This window comes from uncultured Tateyamaria sp., assembly GCF_947503415.1.
Lineage (GTDB): Bacteria > Pseudomonadota > Alphaproteobacteria > Rhodobacterales > Rhodobacteraceae > Tateyamaria.
The window spans coordinates 1701628-1720734 of the sequence record NZ_CANNDS010000001.1 but is presented as its reverse complement, the minus strand read 5'-3'; the positions used below and the strand labels follow the sequence as shown (position 1 = coordinate 1720734).

General features: G+C 62.9%; 15 protein-coding genes. 6 read left to right on the top strand and 9 right to left on the bottom strand.

Annotated features, from left to right (window positions below):
* Nucleotides 1-62 precede the first annotated feature (62 nt).
* From Q1A32_RS08395 to xylB, 3 genes are read right to left on the bottom strand one after another with little or no spacing between them, the layout of a single operon-like run.
* Entirely contained in the window at nt 63-1367 is a 1305-nt protein-coding gene (locus Q1A32_RS08395) for a cytochrome-c peroxidase (RefSeq protein ID WP_299651799.1), read from the bottom strand.
* Nucleotides 1348-2655, bottom strand: coding sequence for a xylose isomerase (xylA, locus tag Q1A32_RS08390; RefSeq protein ID WP_299651797.1), 1308 nt, complete (start codon nt 2653-2655; stop codon nt 1348-1350). Before xylA ends, Q1A32_RS08395 begins: the two co-directional genes overlap by 20 nt.
* The gene (gene xylB, locus Q1A32_RS08385; RefSeq protein WP_299651795.1) at nt 2652-4100 is read right to left on the bottom strand and encodes a xylulokinase; all 1449 of its coding nucleotides are present in this window, start codon (nt 4098-4100) and stop codon (nt 2652-2654) included. Before xylB ends, xylA begins: the two co-directional genes overlap by 4 nt.
* A 187-nt stretch (nt 4101-4287) precedes the next feature.
* Here xylB and rpe point away from each other — a divergent pair, with 187 nt between their 5' ends.
* Entirely contained in the window at nt 4288-4977 is a 690-nt protein-coding gene (rpe, locus tag Q1A32_RS08380; RefSeq protein ID WP_299651793.1) for a ribulose-phosphate 3-epimerase, read from the top strand.
* On the opposite strand, the gene Q1A32_RS08375 is transcribed toward rpe, so the two are convergent.
* The 6 genes from Q1A32_RS08375 to Q1A32_RS08350 form a co-directional block, all read right to left on the bottom strand.
* Complete coding sequence (locus Q1A32_RS08375; RefSeq protein WP_299651791.1) at nt 4974-6470, bottom strand: class I adenylate-forming enzyme family protein; 1497 nt, start codon at nt 6468-6470, stop codon at nt 4974-4976. The genes rpe and Q1A32_RS08375 overlap by 4 nt on opposite strands.
* The gene (locus tag Q1A32_RS08370; RefSeq protein ID WP_299651789.1) at nt 6463-6885 is read right to left on the bottom strand and encodes a PaaI family thioesterase; all 423 of its coding nucleotides are present in this window, start codon (nt 6883-6885) and stop codon (nt 6463-6465) included. Before Q1A32_RS08370 ends, Q1A32_RS08375 begins: the two co-directional genes overlap by 8 nt.
* A complete protein-coding gene (locus tag Q1A32_RS08365; RefSeq protein ID WP_299651787.1) occupies nt 6866-7936 on the bottom strand; it encodes an acyl-CoA dehydrogenase family protein in 1071 nt (356 codons plus the stop codon). Before Q1A32_RS08365 ends, Q1A32_RS08370 begins: the two co-directional genes overlap by 20 nt.
* A complete protein-coding gene (locus Q1A32_RS08360) occupies nt 7933-9135 on the bottom strand; it encodes an acyl-CoA dehydrogenase family protein (protein ID WP_299651785.1) in 1203 nt (400 codons plus the stop codon). Before Q1A32_RS08360 ends, Q1A32_RS08365 begins: the two co-directional genes overlap by 4 nt.
* A gap of 3 nt (nt 9136-9138) precedes the next feature.
* Nucleotides 9139-11229: a 3-hydroxyacyl-CoA dehydrogenase NAD-binding domain-containing protein gene (locus Q1A32_RS08355; RefSeq protein WP_299651783.1), complete on the bottom strand. Its 2091-nt coding sequence runs from the start codon at nt 11227-11229 to the stop codon at nt 9139-9141.
* A gap of 187 nt (nt 11230-11416) precedes the next feature.
* The gene (locus Q1A32_RS08350; RefSeq protein ID WP_299651781.1) at nt 11417-11914 is read right to left on the bottom strand and encodes a class I SAM-dependent methyltransferase; all 498 of its coding nucleotides are present in this window, start codon (nt 11912-11914) and stop codon (nt 11417-11419) included.
* Nucleotides 11915-12056: 142 nt separating this feature from the next.
* Here Q1A32_RS08350 and Q1A32_RS08345 point away from each other — a divergent pair, with 142 nt between their 5' ends.
* Genes Q1A32_RS08345 through Q1A32_RS08325 form a run of 5 tightly spaced genes read left to right on the top strand, consistent with a single transcriptional unit; the run spans nt 12057 to nt 19010 of the window.
* A complete protein-coding gene (locus Q1A32_RS08345; RefSeq protein ID WP_299613519.1) occupies nt 12057-13826 on the top strand; it encodes an ABC transporter ATP-binding protein in 1770 nt (589 codons plus the stop codon).
* A gap of 46 nt (nt 13827-13872) precedes the next feature.
* Nucleotides 13873-15759 (top strand): ABC transporter substrate-binding protein, encoded by a 1887-nt coding sequence (locus Q1A32_RS08340; protein ID WP_299652844.1) that lies wholly within the window; start codon nt 13873-13875, stop codon nt 15757-15759.
* Complete coding sequence (locus Q1A32_RS08335; protein WP_299613521.1) at nt 15756-16784, top strand: ABC transporter permease; 1029 nt, start codon at nt 15756-15758, stop codon at nt 16782-16784. Before Q1A32_RS08340 ends, Q1A32_RS08335 begins: the two co-directional genes overlap by 4 nt.
* Before the next feature lie 4 nt (nt 16785-16788).
* Nucleotides 16789-17940, top strand: a complete 1152-nt coding sequence (locus Q1A32_RS08330; RefSeq protein ID WP_299613523.1) for an ABC transporter permease — start codon at nt 16789-16791, stop codon at nt 17938-17940.
* A complete protein-coding gene (locus Q1A32_RS08325; RefSeq protein ID WP_299651779.1) occupies nt 17940-19010 on the top strand; it encodes an enolase C-terminal domain-like protein in 1071 nt (356 codons plus the stop codon). The genes Q1A32_RS08330 and Q1A32_RS08325 overlap by 1 nt, the downstream gene beginning before the upstream one ends.
* Nucleotides 19011-19107: the final 97 nt, after the last annotated feature.

Here is a 19107-nt window from a genome sequence, read left to right as displayed (position 1 = left end):
GGGGCTCTGCCCCCAAACCCCCGTGGTATTTTCAGTCAGAAGAAGTTGAAGGGCGTATTGTCTTATTGATCGACGGGCAATCCACTTGGCACGGTCGCAGGGATGCCGAGCGCGCCGCGGATGCTTTGTGGGTCAGTGAGCGCGTGCAGAAAGGCGAGGATATCGTCCACTTCGGCGTCGTTCAGGTTGACCGGCGCAAGGTCATTGGCGGCTGCTATGCGGTCCACTTCGGCCGGATCGTTCAGCACGCGCATGTCGGCGGCGTCAAACCCAGGCATGATCGCTTGGCCGATGTTGTAGCTGCGCAGGCTGGCAACCGGATCAAGGTGATGCCGCACCACCGCTTCGAGCGAGGCATAGGCCCCACCGTGTCCGTACGGAGCCGTTTGCGCCACATTGCGCAAGGGCGGAGTGCGGAAGGCATAGGCATCCTGCACGTCGCCCGTCACCCGCATGCGGCCCGTATCCTGCGCATGGCTTTCAAACCGCGCGGCCTTGCCCGGCCCGATCTGCGGCATGGCGATGGCATGGAAGTCGTGATCCGTCTGGAAGCGGCCCGCATGGCAGTCTGCGCACCCTGCCTTGCCATAGAACAGGTCCATGCCGCGCATGGCGGCGGGCTCCATTTCAGTCCCGTTGCGCAGGTAGAGGTCAAAGGGGCTGGCCACGCCGCGCCATTCGAAATCGAGAAAGGCCGCGACCGCATCGGAAATGTCGGTGAAGTGGATGGGTTTGTCCCCGATCACGTCGTCAAAGCGGGTGCGATATTCCGGGATCGCCTCGATCCGTTGCGAAAGCCTGTCCCACGCGCCACCGGGTCCGGTGATCAGGCCCTGCCGCACGGCCTGGGAAATGTCGTTCTCGCTGTAATGCCCCGCCATCTCGTCCGCCGACAGCACCGGGAACATGGATTGCGCTGACAATGCAGAGGCAAAACCCATCTCCATCTCCGACCCCAGTGGCGTGCGGATGCCGGAAGGGCGGGTTGCGTCCTCCTCCAACCGGCCATCGTGGAAGAACACCGTGAATTCTGTGGCCCCAAGGTTGAACAGTGGCGGCGCATTGCGGGGGATGCGTTGTTCCGGCAGGTTCTTGGGATCGGCCACCCGGTCCGGTCCCAAGCCATTTGCCCCGTCGCCAAGGCCCAGCGACACCCCGTCGCCCGTGGCGAATTTGGGGTGGTGGCACGTGGCGCAACTGACTGTCTTTGAGCCGGACAGGATCGGGTCGTAGAACAACAACTGGCCAAGTTCGACCTGTGCGGCATCGACGGCGGGAAACACAGGTTCCTCGAACGGCAGATCGGCGGCCCAGACCGGGGCCGCCATCAGGGCTAAACCAAGCGCCTTAAACGAAACGCGAAACATAGTTCTCCAGTATCTCCTGCCGACCCGAATGCGGCTGCGGCTCGATCCCTTCGGACAGCACACGGTCGGAAATCGACGCCAGATCACTGCCCAGCATCGCCTGCGCCTCGGCTGTCTCCCACCCGGCATAGCGGGCGCTCAAAGCGTCTTCCAAACCGCCATCCTCGATCATTGCTGCCGCAGCTTTGAGCCCGCGCGCGCAGATGTCCATGGCCCCCACATGCGCGGCAATCAAATCCTCGGCATCCAGAGACTGACGACGCAGTTTGGCGTCGAAGTTCGTGCCGCCCAGATCAAGGCCGCCCGCCTTCAGGATATGGTAGTAACACAGCGCCACCTCGGGCACGTTGTTGGGGAATTGATCCGTGTCCCAGCCCGACTGGTAGTCGTTGCGGTTCATATCGATGGAGCCCAGCAGCCCTTCGGAGGCCGCCACCGCAATCTCATGCTCGAACGAATGCCCCGCCAGAATGGCATGCCCTTGTTCGAGGTTCAGCTTCACCTCATCTTCCAGCCCATACTTGCGCAGGAACCCGATACAAGTTGCCGCATCATAGTCGTACTGATGCTTCGATGGCTCCTGCGGCTTCGGTTCTACCAGAATCTGACCCTTGAAGCCGATCTTGTGCTTGTACTCGACGACCATCGACAGAAAGCGGCCCATATGGTCCAGCTCTTGCCCCATATCGGTGTTGAGCAGGGTTTCGTACCCTTCGCGCCCACCCCACAGGACATAGTTCTGACCGCCCAGCTTTTGGGTCGCGTCCATGCACCCTTTGACCGTCGCGGCGGCGTAGGCGAACACATCCGGGTCCGGGTTGGTCGAAGCACCCGACATCCAGCGGCGATGGCTGAACATGTTGGCCGTGCCCCAAAGGCAGCCCACACCTGTCTCTTCCATCTTGGGGCCGAAATAGTCCGTGATCTCGTTCAACCGGTCGAGGCTTTCCGAGAACGTCGCGCCTTCGGGACGGATATCGGCGTCGTGCCAGCAGAAATAGGGGACACCGAGACGCGCAAACATCTCGAACGCCACGTCGGCTTTCATCTTGGCGCGGCCCATATCGTCCTGCGGATGCCACGGGCGAATGAACGTCTGCCCCCCAAATGGGTCGCCCCCTTCCCACGCAAAGGAATGCCAATAGGCGACGGCAAAGCGCAGGTGATCCTCCATCCGCTTGCCCATCACCACTTCGTCTGGGTTGTAGTGGCGGAAGGCCATCGGGTTGGTGCTGTCCGGGCCTTCGAATGTGGCAGGTGGTACGGCGTCAAAGAATCCTGTGGTCATGGCATGGCCTTCAGTTTGGGGTAAGCGCCTGCGAAGGCGGAATAAGCATCATCGTAGGCAGCAATCAGGTCCGCCTGCGGGTCTATCACGTCAGCGATGGGCGGTTTGGTCATCACGTCCTTGGGGTCCGCGCCCGTGTCACCGCACATGGCAATCCGGGCCGCCCCCAAAGCGGCTCCAAAAGCGCCCTCGTCCGGGCGTTCCAGCGGGATATTGAGGGTCGTGGCCAGCATACGGGTCCAGTAGTCGGACTGGCTGCCGCCGCCGATGGCAAGGGCAGACGGGAGGTGCGCGCCCGTGGCTTTGAGCGCCTCGAAGCTGTCGCGCAGGGCAAAGCTGACGCCAGCCATGACAGCGTGGGTCAGGTCTGTGGGTCCGCTGGCGATGCCAAGCCCTGTGAACCCACCGCGCACCTGCGCATCATTGTGTGGCGTCCGTTCGCCGGACAGATAGGGATAGAACTTCACCTCACCGGGCGCGGCCAGGACATCCCCCAACGCACCGGACAGGGCCCCGGCACTGTGCCCCGTGATCCGGCTCAACCAGTTCAGACTGTCGGTCGCGGCCAGCACCACGCCCATTTGATACCAGCGGCCGGGCACCGCGTGACAAAACGTATGTACCGCGCGGCCCGCATCGGGCGCATAGCTGCCCCGGCCCGCCAACACGACGCCAGAGGTGCCAAGGGACACGAACCCGTCCCCCTCGCCCAAGGCCCCGACACCGCAGGCGGCCACGGCATTGTCCGCGCCGCCCGCCACAACCTTGCAGCCCGCAGGCAGCCCCAGATCAGAGCGCGCGGCCTGCACCTCGCCCACCACGTCCGTGCCTTCCAACAGGTCCGGCATCTGATCACGGCGCATGCCGCCAAGGGCCAACAGGTCATCCGACCAGCCCCGCGCACCTACATCCAGCCACGAAGTCCCCGCGGCATCCGACATCTCGGTGGCATAGCGCCCTGTCAGCCACCACAGCAGGTAATCCTTGGGCAGCATGACGCGGGCGACCCGGGCAAAGACGTCGGGTTCATTCCTGGCAACCCACGCCAGCTTGGGCGCAGTGAACCCGGGGAAAACGATGTTGCCACTAACCGCACGCGCGACCGGGTCAGCATCCATCGCCGCCGCCTCCGCATGGCTGCGCGTATCGTTCCACAGAATACACGGGCGCAGCACAACGCCCGCAGCATCCACCATAACGGCCCCATGCATGTGGCCCGAAAAAGACAACGCCCGGATCGCGCCATACGCTTGCGCATGCGCGTCGCGCAAAGCAGCCAACGCCGCAGTGACCCCGACCACCCAATCGGCCGGGTCCTGCTCGCTCCACCCCGCAGCCGGGTTCGACACGTCATAGGTGGCGTCGGCACTGCCCACCGCGTGCCCGTCTTCATCGACCAGCAACGCCTTCACACCCGACGTGCCCAGATCAAGCCCAAGATACATCGACATCCTCCCTTGGCTTCACATTCGCGCCCATTAATTCACTTGTCAAACTAATTATGATGTACGCCCCTCAGAAATCCAGGGCGAGCGGCCACCACTTCCCTGTTTCAGAAAAATCCTCCCCGAAGGGCCCCTTTCCACCGGGCTGTCCGCCAGATATATCGCACCCACCATACAAGAGGCTGCCATGACCTTCGACCGCTCGATCAAGATCGCCCCCTCCATCCTTGCCGCCGACTTCGCCAATTTCGGCGCGGAATGCGCCGCTGTCGAAGCGCAAGGCGCCGACTGGATTCACGTGGATGTCATGGACGGCCATTTCGTCCCCAACATCACCTTCGGCCCCGCCACCTGCGCCGCGATCCGCCCGCACATCAAGGGGGTAATGGACGTGCACCTGATGATTGCCCCGGTTGATCCCTATATCGACGCTTTCGCTGATGCCGGAGCCGACGTGCTGACCGCGCATGTAGAGGCAGGCCCCCACATCCACCGCACCCTGCAAGCCATCCGCGGAGCAGGCATGAAAGCGGGTGTCGCCGTCAACCCCGGCACCCCCGCCGCAGCGGTTGCGGACCTGATGGACATGGTCGACCTGATCTGCGTGATGACCGTGAACCCGGGCTTTGGTGGTCAGAAGTTCATCGACATGACGTCCAAGATCAGCGTCCTGCGCGACATGATCGGCGACCGTCCCATCCACGTCGAAATCGACGGCGGCGTTGATCCCACCACGGCACCTCTGGTTGCGAAGGCTGGGGCGGACGTGTTGGTCGCAGGCTCGGCCGTGTTCCGGGGCGGTTCCGTCAGTGACCCCGCCCCTTACGGCGAGAACATCCGCAACATCCGCGCGGCCGCCGAAGGGGTCTGGACCTAGTCCAACAGGTCCGAGAACGTCTCGATCAACTTGTGCTTGAGGATTTTCCCGGTCGGGGCCGCAGGCAGGCTCTGCGCCAGAACATAGCGCGCGGGCCGCTTGTAGCCGGCCAACCTGTCCTTCACGAATGCACGCAGATCAGCCTCTGACAATACGGTTGCGTCTGGAACTTGAACAAAGGCCAGCACCTCTTCGTCGCCGTCCTTGGTGCGGCCCACAACAGCCGCCTGAACGACCTCAGGATGATCATTCAAAGCGGCCTCAACCTCCGGCGGAAACACGTTGAACCCACCGTGGATGATCAGCTCCTTCGCCCGTCCCAGAATGTGCAGCTTGCCGTCCGCATCGATCTGCCCAAGGTCCCCGGTACGCAACCAGCCGTCGTCACTCAAAACCTTCGCAGTCTCGCCCGGATTGCGGAAATATCCTTTCATCACATGTGGTCCACGGGTCAGCACCTCCCCGCCCGGCACCTCTTCATCAATCGCAATCTCGATCCCCGGCAGCGCCGGACCGACGGAGGTATCCGGGTTACCGATCTTGTTCAATGTCGCCGCCGTCCCCGCCGTGCTTTCGGTCATGCCGTAGCCGTTCTGGATCGCGACGCCGTAGAACGCCTCGGCCTCGCGTTTCCATGTGGGGTCAAGCGGGGCCGCGCCGGACGAGACGTAGCGGAGGGTTCTGGACCCAAGCGCCGTCTGCCCGAGCGCCTTGGCGTGGGCCATGAGCAGCGCGTGCATTTGCGGGACGGCAGAGAAGAGGGTGATGCCGTCACGCAGGGCGTCGAAGACGTCGGCCACGACGAAGCGGGGGATCAGGCGGACGGGGGCGCCCGCGTGGATGGCGGCGACGACCACCGAACACAACCCGAAGACGTGGGTGGTGGGCAGGACGCCGTAGATGAGGTCATCTGTGGTCATGCTGCGGAGTTCGGCGCTGGTTTTGCCGCCGAAGCGGACGTTGTCGTGGGTGAGCATGACGCCTTTGGGATCGCCAGTGGTGCCGGTGGTGTAGAGGAGGACGGCGACGTCGCTGTCCCCGGCGAAACTGTCCCCGCGGGGACAGTGTAGACACAGTTTGCCCCATCCGCCGGATATGGTGCTGGCGTCTATATCTGCGATATTTTGCTGTGCGGTGATGCTGTGCTTTTTCGCATCTGCCGAGACTTGTGTGGTGAAGAACACTGCTTTCGGCTCGGCATGGGCATCGACGCGGGCGATTTCGGCCTCGGTTTGGCGGGCGTTGATCGGGACCGCGATGGCCCCGATGCGCCATGTGGCGAAGAGGGCGGCGACCTTGGCGGCGCAGTTTTCGGAGACGATCATGACGCGGTCGCCGGAGGCGATGCCTTTGGCCTTCAGCACCTCGGCGATCTCGTCTACGGCGGCGCTGAGCTGCGCGTAGTTGAGTTGCGCGCCGGTGACATCTTCCAAGGCCAGCGCATCGGGCCGCGTGGCGACCTGATGGGCGAGGAGGTCGTAGACGCTAGGCACCTTTGACCCGTTTGTAGACGCCTGTGGAGGTGGCAAGTACGGTGCCGTTTTCGTCTTCCAGACGCCCTTCGGTGAAGATTGTGCTGCGACCTCCGCCTGCCACTTCGCCGGTTGCCACCACCACGCCGTCGCGTGCGGGGGCGAGGTAGTTGGTCGTCATGGTCAGTGTTGCCACTTTGGTGTCGCCCTTGTCGTCGACGGTGCGGGCTGCCGCGAAGCCCATCGCGTTGTCGAGCATGGCGGACATGATGCCGCCGTGCAGGCCGCCGTGGCGGTTGCCGTGCTGCGCACCGATGTCGAGCCAGCAGCGCGACACGCCGTCCGATTGCCGGATGTCCACGACATAGCCGAGCAGCGTTTGCGCGCCCGTCTCGTCGCGGATGATCCCTGGCCCGTCAGGCGGCAGAGAGGGCAATGAACCGCTCCAAGTGGTAGTCCGTGTCGCCGAAGCGGTGGTCGGCCATGACGATGCGCTTGGCGATGTGGGCCAGTTCGTATTCCTGCGTCATGGCGATGCCGCCGTGCATCTGGATCGCTTCTTCGGCCACGAGGCGACCGATGCGACCAATCAGGTTTTTGGAGGCCGACAGGTGCAGGTCGGCGTCCTTGTCATCCGCGTAGCCCGCGGCGTTGATGACGGCGGAGCGGGCCTGTTCCAATTCGATCAGCAGGTCGGACATGCGGTGCGCCAGCGCCTGAAACGTGCCGATGGGTCGCCCGAATTGCTTGCGCGTCATCAGGTAGTCCTTGGTGAGCGCGGTGGCGGTTTCCATGGCCCCCAGCGCTTCGGCGCATTGGGCGATGAGGGCGAGGCGATTGGCAGCCTCGTAATCTGCGAGCGTGAGGCCGAGGGGGTCGCCGGGGGTGTTGTCGAGCGTGACTTCGGCGGCGCGGCCGCCTGCGAGGAGCGGGTATCCCTGAATGTCGAGACCGGCTGCGCCCTTGTCCACGAGGTAGAGCGCGATGCCGTCGCCGTCCTTGGCCGAGACGATAAGGTGGTCGGCGGCTTCGGCGTTCATCACAACCGCCTTGCGGCCTGTGAGTTTGTCGTCGCTTGCGGTGGTGTTGACGTGGTCGAGGTCATAGCGGCTGTCGGGTTCGCCGTGGGCCACGGCAAGGTGCAGCGCACCGCCGATCACCTGTTCCACGAGGTCCGTTTTGCCCGCCGCGGCGAGGAGGCGACCGCCTATAAGCGCGCTGTCGAGGATCGGTTCGACCACGCCTGCGCGGCCCAGTTCTTCGAACACCACAGCGATGTCAAAACCTGCGCCGCCAAAGCCGCCCTGGTCTTCGGTGAACAGCGCGCCAAGCACCCCAAGCTCTGCGAGTTCGTTCCAGATATCGGCGGAAAAGCCGGTGTCAGAGGCAAGGATATCGTTGCGCCGTGCGGTGCCGTACTGTTCCCGCAGGTAGCGCCGCAACGTGTCCTGCAGCATTTGCCGTTCTTCGGTCAGGTCAAAGTTCATTGGCCGCCTCCGCTCATGGTGACTTTGGCGATGATGCCGCGCTGGATTTCGTTGGAGCCGCCGAAGATCGAGAGCTTGCGGTTGTTGAAATACTGGCCCGCGACGGGGCCTGCATCCAGTGGATCGGGGATGCGGTCGTTCGCTCCTTCGACCGCTTCGGAGGCGAAGGGCATGGCGTAGGGGCCAACGGCGCGGCGCGCCAAGTCGTTGATTTCCTGACGGATAATCGACCCTTTAACCTTGAGCATGGACGCTTCCAAACCCGGGGCCTCGCCTGCTGCAGCCTGCGAGATGATGCGCAGGTTCGTGGTGGCCATGGCGTGCAGGTCAATCTCCACCTGCGCCACGCGCGCGGCAAAGTGCGGGTTTTCGATCAGCGGTTTGCCGTTGTGGTTGGCCGCCTTGGCGATGCGTTTGACGGTCTTGAGCCCCGCCTGGGAGAAGCCGACGCCGCCCAAGCCGGTGCGTTCGTGGGTGAGCAGGTATTTGGCGTAGGTCCAGCCCTTGTTTTCCTCGCCCACGAGGTTTTCCACGGGCACTTTGACATCCGTGAACCAGACCTCGTTTACCTCATGGCAGCCATCCAGCAGGATGATCGGGCGCACTTCGACGCCGGGTGTGTCCATTTCGATCAGCAGGAAGCTGATGCCTTCCTGTTGCTTGGCATCCGCATCCGTACGGACGAGGCAGAAGATCATGTTGGCGAACTGGCCCAGCGTCGTCCACGTCTTTTGCCCGTTGACGATGTAGTGGTCGCCGTCGCGCACAGCCTTGGTTTTCAGCGAGGCAAGGTCGGAGCCTGCGCCCGGTTCGGAATAGCCTTGGCACCACCAGTCGGTGCCGTCGAGGATGCGGGGCAGCCAGTGGTCCTGCTGCTCTTTCGAGCCGAATTTTTGCAGGACGGGGCCGAGCATCGAGAGGCCAAAGGGTACGATGCGGGGGGCGTTGGCGTCAGCCGCTTCGGTGTCGTAGATATGGCGCTGGACGGCGGACCATTCGGCCCCGCCAAATGCCTTTGGCCAGTTTTGCGCCAGCCAGCCGCGGTTGTTGAGGATCGCGTGCCAGCGTTCCATGTCGTCCTTGGTCAGATCGGTGTCCAGGCGGACCTTTTCGGCGATGTCTGCGGGCAGTTCTTCTTGCAGGAACTGCCGTACCTCGGCTTGGAAGGCTTGTTCGTCGGGGGAATAGCTCAGGTCCATATCTCAGCCCTTTTTGTTCAGGTCATCGAAGGTTTTGTTGTCTGCCACCAGTTCTTCGAGCAGGGGCGCGGAGGCCCAGAAGTCGGGGTCTTCGGCGGCGTAGGATTTGATGTCTTGCAGCAGGGGTGCGAGCCCGACGATGTCGGCCCATTTCAGCGGGCCGCCCCGGTAGCGGGGGAAGCCGTAGCCGAAGAGCAGCGTCATATCGACGTCGAGCGGGCGGCGGGCGATGCCTTCGCCGACGACCTTGGCGCTCTCGTTGACCATGGCCGCCATATAGCGGCGCACGATTTCTTCGTGGGTGAAGGTGCGGGGCGTGATGCCCAGCCTGGCGCGATCGGCTTCGATCATAGGCAGGACGTCAGGGTTGGGCACGCGGGCTTTGTTGCCTGCGGCGTAGTCGTAATACCCTTTGCCCGTTTTCTGGCCGAAATGCCCCTGTTCGCAGAGCGTGTCGGCATAGGTCGCGTCGCGCTTAGGCGCGTGCCCTTCGGCCCGTTTGCGTTTGCGCACGGCCCAGCCGATGTCGAGGCCCGCGAGGTCTGCGACGGCGAACGGCCCCATGGCAAAACCGAACTCTTCGAGCGCTGCGTCGATGTCATAGGGTGAGGCGCCGTCAAGGATCATCTGGTCGGCGGCTTGCCGATAGGTCGCTAGGATGCGGTTGCCGATGAAGCCGTCGCAGACGCCCGCGCGAACGCTGATCTTGCTCAGCATCTTGCCCAGCGCAAAGCCTGTCGCCGTGACGTCGGGCGCGGTTTTGTCGCCCACGACGACTTCCAGCAGCTTCATCACATGGGCGGGGGAAAAGAAGTGCAGGCCGAGCACATCGCCGGGCCGCGAGGTGGTCGCTGCAATCTCGTCGATGTCGAGGTAAGAGGTGTTGGAGGCAAGGATCGCGCCCGGTTTGCAGACGCGGTCGAGCTCGGCAAAGACCTGTTTCTTGACCTCCATGTCCTCGAACACGGCTTCGATCACGAGGTCCACATCGCTCAGCTTGCTGTAGTTGGTCACAACCAGGAGGGTGTGGGTCAGGATCTGGTCATGCTGTTTGGGCGTGATCTTGCCCCGTTTGACGGCCCCCGACAGGTTGCGCTCGATGCGGTCGCGGGCGGCTTGACCGGCCTCGGCACTCATTTCCAAGAGCGTGACTTCGAGGCCAGCAAGCAAGGCGGCAGTGGCAATGCCAGCCCCCATGGTGCCGCCGCCGATGACGCCGATATGTTGCACGGCACGCGGTTTCACGTCCTTCAACTCGGGCAGATTGCTGACAGCGCGTTCAGAGAAGAAGGCGTGGATCATGCCCTGCCGCTGGTCGGTCTGCATCAGGTCATAGAAGATCTGGCGTTCGGCTTTCAGCCCGTCGGCAAAGGGTTTCTCAACCGATGCCTGCACCGCACGCACACACCATGCGGGCGAAATCTGGCCCCGTCCGCGGGCAAGCGTCGCCTCGAATGCGGCGTCCCAGTCAATGGCCGCAGGTGGGTCCATCTCGGACACAGGGCGGCGCGTGGCCCCCTGATCCAAAAGCTTCTGAGCATAGGCGAGGCCGTTGTGCATCTGGTCGCCGTCCTTGACGACATCGATGATCCCCAGATCATGCGCCTTGCCCGCACCGATGTGGCGGCCCGTGGTCATCACGTCCAGCGCCGCCTCACCCCCCGTCAAACGCGGCAGACGTTGGGTGCCGCCAGCGCCGGGGATCAGACCCAGATGCACCTCGGGCAGGCCCACTTTGGCAGACGGCACCGCGATGCGGTAGTGACAGCCAAGCGCCACCTCGAGGCCCCCGCCCAGCGACACGCCGTGCATCGACGCCACCACCAGCAAGGGTGACGCCTCGATCCGGTTGATCAGGTCGGGCAAGTGCGGCTCAAGCGGTGGTTTGCCAAATTCGGTGATGTCGGCACCGGCAAAGAACGCGCGCCCCTCACCCACGATCAGAACGGCGCGCACGCCCGCGTCGGCTTCGGCCTGATCCATACGGTCCCACAGGCCCTGCCGCACGGCATGGGACAAGGCGTTTACGGGTGGGTTTTGCACCGTCAGAACGGCGATATCACCCTCTCTTGAATAGGCAATCTTGTCGCTCATGGTCCCTCCGCCGGTGTTGAAAAGCGCACGGGGTCTTCCACCCGGCGCAAGGTTCAGCCTAGGCGTGCACGAAAAAAGGGCAAGCACTTCAACACGCGCCGCAACGTCACTTGGGCGCTGATCCGCTCTTCATCTTGCCAGATAAACTTTCCCCGAAGGGCCGATCTCAACCAGGTCGTGGTGCCGATCAGCTCTCGCGCCGGTAGATGAAACACCGCCCCGGCACCGCCCCTTCGGGCAAGGGCTGTTCGACCAGAGCATCGAAATACATCTTGTCCGATGACACCATCAAACCGCCCATGGCCAGCAGCGGTTCGATCAAGGGGGACACTTTTTGCGCAAAGATATCGTTTTTCTTTCGATTGTGCCCGCCCAGATCAGCGTGGATCAGCACAGCCGTCGGTCCAAAGCGCGCCTGTGCCTGCGGCAGGGTGTCGAACACATCGCCAAGCAGAACCATGTCATCGGGGGGCGTGCTGTCGGGATGCGAGGCGACGGCCCGTTCAAAGACATAGATGTCCCGCGACGGCATGATGTGACGCATATGGTGATAGGTTCGACCGTTCCCCAACCCCAGTTCGAACACCGGCCCATCCAGATCAGCGATGGTCTTGGCGGCATGATCCAGACAGGCGCGTTGGGACACCATACGGTCCACAAACAGGTCAAGGCGGCTTTGCGTCATCGTGTATTCCTTCGCTTTGCCCCTAGATGGGGCAAAAAGTGATGGAACGGTAGCACAATTGCGCGAGTTTCCCGTGTATGGACGTGGTCGTCGGAATCGGTTTGACTGGCACGTGCATGTGCGCGCTAACAAAGGACCTTGAATGGCCCCGCTTCTGGAAGTGAAGAACCTGTCGATCGGCTTTGGCTCGGCCCCGCCGGTTGTGGCCGGTGTCAACTTTTCGGTCGCGAACGGGGAAACGCTTGCGCTTGTGGGCGAGAGCGGGTCCGGCAAAACGCTGACCTGCCGGTCCGTATTGCGCATCCTGCCCAAGACCGCGCAGCTGCGTCAGGGTCAGGTGATATTTGGCACAGGGTCGTCGCGCGCTGACCTGTTGCAACTGCCCAACCGGGCCATCCGTGACATTCGCGGTGATCGCATCGCGATGATTTTTCAGGAACCGATGCGCTCGCTCTCGCCGTTGCACCGTATCGGCAATCAGGTGTCCGAGGTTCTGACCCTGCACCGTGACATGTCGGCCGCAGAGGCCAAGCGTGATGTTCTGGCCACCTTCGACCGCGTCGGCTTTGCCGATGCCGAACGCGCGTTCCGGGCCTATCCGTTCGAGATGTCGGGCGGCATGCGCCAGCGTGCGATGATCGCCATGGCCATGGTCGCCAAGCCTGATCTGCTGATCGCCGACGAGCCGACCACGGCCCTGGACGTGACGACCCAAGCGCAGGTGCTTGGCCTGATGAAGGACCTCCAACGCGACACCGGCATGGCGATGATCCTCGTCACCCACGATCTGGGCGTCGTCGCCAACATGGCCGACAGCGTCGTGGTGATGAACAAGGGCCACGTGATGGAAAGCGGCCCTGCGCCGGCAGTGTTGGGCGCGCCGGGCCATGGCTACACCCAAAAGCTGTTTGCCGCCGCCCCCATGATCCCGAAGGATCCAAAACCGGCAGAGCCTTTGCCGGACAAGGATCTGATCCTCGAGTTGAACAACGTCTGCAAGACCTACACCGTTCGCGCGGGCGGTTGGCGCGCCCAGAAAAAGGTGCATGCCTGTGTTGACGTGAACCTGAAGCTGCCGCGCGGCAAGACGCTGGCGGTGGTGGGCGAAAGCGGGTCGGGCAAGACGACCTGCGCCCGCATCGCACTGGGCGCCGAGGTGCCCGATGAAGGGTCCGAAGTGCTGTTCCGGGCCGACATCGACGAAGAGCCCGTGTGCATCAACAAGTTGAGCCGTGCCGACAAGGTGGCCTTTCAACGGCAGGCCCAGATGGTCTTTCAGGACCCCTATTCCTCGCTCAGCCCTCGTATGCGCGTGCAAGAGGCACTGACCGAACCGATGGAAATCCACCGCATGGGCAACAAGATCGCCCGCCGTGACAAGGCGGCCGAGATGTTGCGCTGGGTGGGTCTCGATCCCGACATGCTGAAACGCTATCCGCATGCGTTTTCCGGCGGGCAACGGCAGCGCCTGTCCATTGCGCGCGCGCTGACACTGGACCCGGTGCTGCTGGTCTGTGACGAGCCGACCTCGGCGCTCGACGTGTCCGTGCAGGAGCAGATCCTGTCCCTGCTGGAACGCATCCGCGACGGGATGGGGTTGAGCTATCTCTTTATCAGTCACGATCTGGCCGTTGTGGCCCGTATCGCCGACGAGGTGGCCGTGATGCGTCAGGGTGTCGTGGTGGAACAGGCCCCGCCGCAGACCTTGTTCTACAATCCGCGCCACCCATATACCAAGGCCCTGATCGCAGCACAGCCGGAACCGGATGTGCACAGGCCCATTGACCTGACCGAAGTTGCCCGTGGCGCGGGATCCCCCGCAAGCTGGCCAGATATGTTTCGCTTCGAGGGCGTGGATGCCCCTGCCCTCATACAAATCGAACCCGGACACAAGGTGCGCTGCCATGTTTAGACACGTTCGACTGCCCCGTTTGACTGCCGTTCTTTTTGCAGGGCTGATGGCGCTGCCCGCCACGGCCCAACCCGTTGTGCAGGAAAGTGAATTCTGGGCGCCGGAGGTGAAGAAAGGGCAGATGGACCCGGCGGTGGACCGCATCCCCGACACGCCGCTGATTGTCGATCTTGAAGCCAAGGGCCGCAAGTTCGGCACCCAAGGCGGCACCTTGCGCACCATGGTCACCCGCTCCAAGGATGTGCGGCAGATGGTCGTTTACGGCTATGCCCGGCTTGTGGGCTACGACCACAATTACGAGCTGAAGCCAGACATCCTGCGCGATGTGGAAGTCGAAGACGGGCGCATCTTTACCCTGCATCTGCGACCCGGTCACCGCTGGTCGGATGGCGCGCCCTTCACCTCGGCAGACTTCCAGTACTGGTGGGAACATGTCGCCCAGAACGACGAGTTAAGCCCCAATGGCCCGCCAGAAGTGATGCGCGTGGGCGACGAGATCGCCACGATGACCTTCCCCGATGACGTAACCGTGGTAGTCGAGTTCCCGAAAGCGAACCCCAACTTCCTGCAATCACTGGCGCAGGCCAGCCCACCGTTCATCTACCGCCCGGCCCACTACCTCAAACAGTTCCATGTCGCCTTCAACACGATGGAACAGATGGAAGAAATGATCGACGCCAAGCGCGTGCGCAGTTGGGCACCGCTGCACAACAAGCTCGACAATATGTACAAGTTCGACAATCACGAATTGCCGACCTTGCAGCCGTGGAAGCCCGCCTCGACCGGGGCGGCGATGCGGCATCTGTTTGTGCGCAACCCGTATTTTCACCGCGTTGACGCCCGCGGCACGCATCTGCCTTACATCGACGTGGTCGAGATGGACATCGTGGGCTCCGGCCTTGTCGCCGCCAAGGCCAACGCGGGCGAGACGGATTTGCAGGCCCGTGGCCTTGATTTCCGCGACACCTCGATCCTGAAAAAGGGCGAAGCGGACGGCGCGCCCTACCGCACCTATCTGTGGTCCAATGGCGCGGCGAGCCAGATCGCCATCTACCCCAACCTCAACTTTGCCGACCCGGTCTGGCGCGAGGTGATCCGCGATGCGCGGTTCCGCCGCGCGCTGTCATTGGGCATCGACCGACGCATGATCAACCGCGCCCTCTATTTCGGTCTCGGCAAGGAAGGGGGCATGACGGCGCTCGCAAAAAGCCCGCTGTTTGATCCGTCGAACCTGACCCAATGGGCGATCTACGATCCGGACACGGCCAATGTGATGCTGGACCAGATGGGTCTGAACCAACGCACGCCTGCTGGCATCCGGCTGCTGCCCGACGGGCGGCCCATGGAGTTTGTGATCGAAACCGCCGGCGAACGGCAAGAGGTCGAAAACGCCCTCGCCATCATCACCGACACGTGGCGCGACATCGGCATTCAGCTGATCATGCGCCCGCTGGACCGTGACATCCTGCGCAACCGGGTCTTTTCCGGCGTGACAATGGCAGCCGTCTGGTACGGATGGGACAATGGATTGCCGCAGCCCGACACGCCGCCCGGATATCTGGCACCCACCGATCAGGTGTTCTTTGCCTGGCCCAAATGGGGGCAATATTACCAGACCCACGGCGCTGCGGGCGAACCCGTGGACCTTGAGCCTGCTGCCCGTCTTATGGAGCTGAGCGCCGAGTGGAAGGAAACAAGCGACCGCACGGGGCGTACCCGCATCTGGGCGGAGATGCTGAAAATCCACGCCGACAACCAGTTCGGCATCGGCATCCTGAGCGAAGCACCGCAGCCCATCGTCGTGTCTGACCGGCTGCGCAATGTGCCGGTGCAGGGCAAATGGGCCTGGGACCCCGGTGCGCATTTCGGAGTGCACCGGATCGACGAATTCTATTTCTCGGATGATGAACAGATCGCGCAGGTGAGTGAATGATGTTCATCCGCTATGCAGCTTACCGGCTGCTGACGATGATCCTGACGTTGATCGTGGTGTCGATGCTGATTTTCATCATCATCAACCTGCCGCCCGGTGACTATCTGTCAAACCAGATTGCCGAGCTGCGAGCCACAGGTCAGGCCGAAGGTGTCGCCAAAGCGGAGTTTCTGCGCACCGAATATTCGCTCGACCGGCCATTGTGGCAACAATACCTGATCTGGGTTGGTGTCGCCCCCGGCCCGCAGGGGTTCTCGGGCCTCTTGCAGGGTGATTTTGGCTGGTCCTTTGAATTTGACGCGCCCGTGGCGGACATCGTGGGCGACGCGCTGTGGTTGACGGTTCTGGTGAACCTCGCTGCGGTTCTGTTCGTGTATCTTGTGGCCCTGCCCCTTGGGGTGTTGGCGGCGGCCCGGTCCGCCACCTGGGTCGACTACACCACCGCTTTCGTGGGCTATCTGGGCCTTGCCACGCCCAACTTCCTGCTCGCGCTGATGCTGTTCTATTACGGCAACAAGTACCTGGGCCTGCCCATCGGTGGCCTGATGGCGCCCGAATACGAAGGCGAGCCGATGAGCCTTGCTAAGGTGCAAAGCGTGCTGGTCCACCTGATCGTGCCCACCTTTGTCATCGGCACCTCCGGGGCTGCCGCGATGATGCAGCGCCTGCGCGCCAACATGCTGGACGAGCTGAGCAAACCGTATGTCGAGACCGGCATGGCCAAGGGCCTCGCCCCCGCCAAGCTGTTGACCAAGTACCCGCTTCGCATGGCCTTCAACCCATTTGTTGCCGATATCGGCAACCTGCTGCCTGCCATGGTGTCGGGGTCCGTTCTTGTGTCGGTGGTGCTAGGCTTGCAAACCATCGGGCCTGCGCTTCTGACAGCGCTCAAGTCGCAGGACCAATTCCTTGCGGCCTTCGTGTTGATGTTCGTCGCACTCCTGACCCTCATCGGCACGATGATCTCGGACCTGCTGCTGGTCCTGCTTGATCCACGCATCCGCTACGGCGCACGGGAAGGATAAGACCATGAGCACCCTGCCCGACGGCCGCTTTATCGACGACGCCCCCTATGACCCGAACGTGGACCTGTCGGCCCCCGAACGGTCGGACATGGATGCCCCCAACTGGGTGCTGGTCTGGCGCAAGTTCCGCAAACACAGGCTGGCCTTGATCTCGGGCATCTTCCTGTTTCTGGCCTATATGGCGATCCCGTTTGCCGGGTTCATATCGCCCTACACGCCCAATGAACGCAGCGCCGATTACCTGTACCACCCGCCCCAAGCCATCAAATTCTGGCACGAGGGCGAGTTTGTCGGCCCCTTTGTCTACCCCACAACCGGCAGCGCCGATCTGGAGAACTTCCAGTGGGTGTACGAGACGGACACATCCCGGCCCATGCCCTTGCAGTTCTTCTGCAACCGGACCGAATACAAGCTGTTCTTCCTGATCCCCGCCGACCGCCACCTGTTCTGCGCGCCCGAAGGGGCGACGGTGTTCATCTTCGGCTCCGACCGGCTGGGGCGCGACGTGTTTTCCCGCATCTCCTATGGCGCGCAGCTGTCGCTGACGGTGGGCCTGATCGGCATCACCGTGTCCTTCATTCTGGGCATCGGGTTCGGGGCCATTGCGGGCTATTTCGGCGGCTGGATCGACTGGGTCGTGAACCGCGCCATTGAAATCCTGCGGTCCCTGCCCGAACTGCCCTTGTGGCTGGCCCTATCGGCGGCGGTGCCATCAAACTGGGGGCCGGTGTCGGTGTTTTTCATCATCAGTATCATCCTTGGCCTCCTTGACTGGCCGGGGCTGGCACGGGCGGTCCGAAGTAAGTTCCTCTCGTTGAGAGAGGAAGAATATGTACGCGCAGCAGAGATGATGGGGGCAAAACCGTCCCGCGTGATCCGGCGACACCTGTTGCCGAACTTCATGTCTCACCTCATTGCGTCGGCCACCCTGTCGATCCCCGCCATGATCCTGGGCGAAACGGCCCTGTCCTTCCTGGGCCTTGGCCTGCGCGCCCCTGCGGTGTCGTGGGGCGTGATGCTGAATGATGCGCAGAACCTGGCCAGCATCGAGATCTACCCATGGACGGCCATTCCCATGCTGCCGATCATCATCGTGGTTCTGGCCTTCAACTTCCTTGGCGACGGGCTGCGCGACAGTCTGGACCCCTATACCTGATGCATATCGCGCAGATCCGCGCACGGGCGGTGATGGCACCGCTGGCCGTCCCCATCACCACGGCACAAGCCTCCATTCCTGCGGCCCCTCTGGTGCTGGTGGATGCAGAGACGGATCAGGGCGTGACCGGCACGGCTTATATCTTTGGCTACACCCCTTTGATGCTGAAGCCACTGGTGCAGTTTCTGACGGACCTGTCCGAAGTACTTAAGGGCACGTCGGCCCTGCCCGCCGATGTCGCACACCACACGGAAACACAGTTTCGCCTGCTGGGACGACAAGGCATGGTCGGCATGGCGCTGGCCGGTCTGGACCTGGCGCTTTGGGATGCGCAGGGCAAGGCGGCTGGGCTGCCGGTCTGCGCGCTTTTTGGGGCCACACCGCGCCCCTTGCCCTGCTATGACAGTCAGGGCCTGTTTGTGCCTGGGCGGGACGAGGGGCTGATCGAGGCATCCTTGGCGCGCGGCTTTCAGGCCATCAAGGTCAAGCTGGGCTTTCCAACCGTAGCCGAAGACGTCGCCGCACTGCGTGTGGTGCGTGACATGATCGGGCCAGAGCGGCGCTTGATGCTGGACTACAATCAGGCGTTTGACGCGCCCGAGGCCACCGCCCGCATCCGTGCCATTGAAGAGGCCGGGCTGAACCTGACTTGGGTGGAAGAGCCTGTGCCTGCTGAGGATCTGGCGGGCTACCGGCGCGTCCGCACGGCGGTTTCAACCCCCATCCAGTCGGGCGAGAATTGGTGGCACCCTGCCGATGCGGCCCGAATGATCGCGGACACCGACTATGCCATGCCGGACCTGATCAAGATCGGTGGCTTCACAGGCTGGTTCCGCGCGGCAGCCATGGCAGAGGCCGCAGGCGTGCCCGTGTCCAGCCATCTGTTTGTCGAAGCATCCGCGCACGCGCTGGCCGCCACCCCCAATGCGCACCTGCTGGAATGGCTGGATATCGCGGGCGGCTTGATGACCGAACCCTATGCGGTGGAGGACGGATATGTCACCGCACGCGGGCCCGGTCTGGGCATCACGTGGGACGACGAAAAAGTGGCACATCATCTGATCCGGTAAGCCACGCCGCCTTGAAACAATCGACCAGATGACTGCCTAAAGTCGCCATACTCTCAACAAATTCGTCTTCTACGCCTAGGCCCAACATACGGCGTAA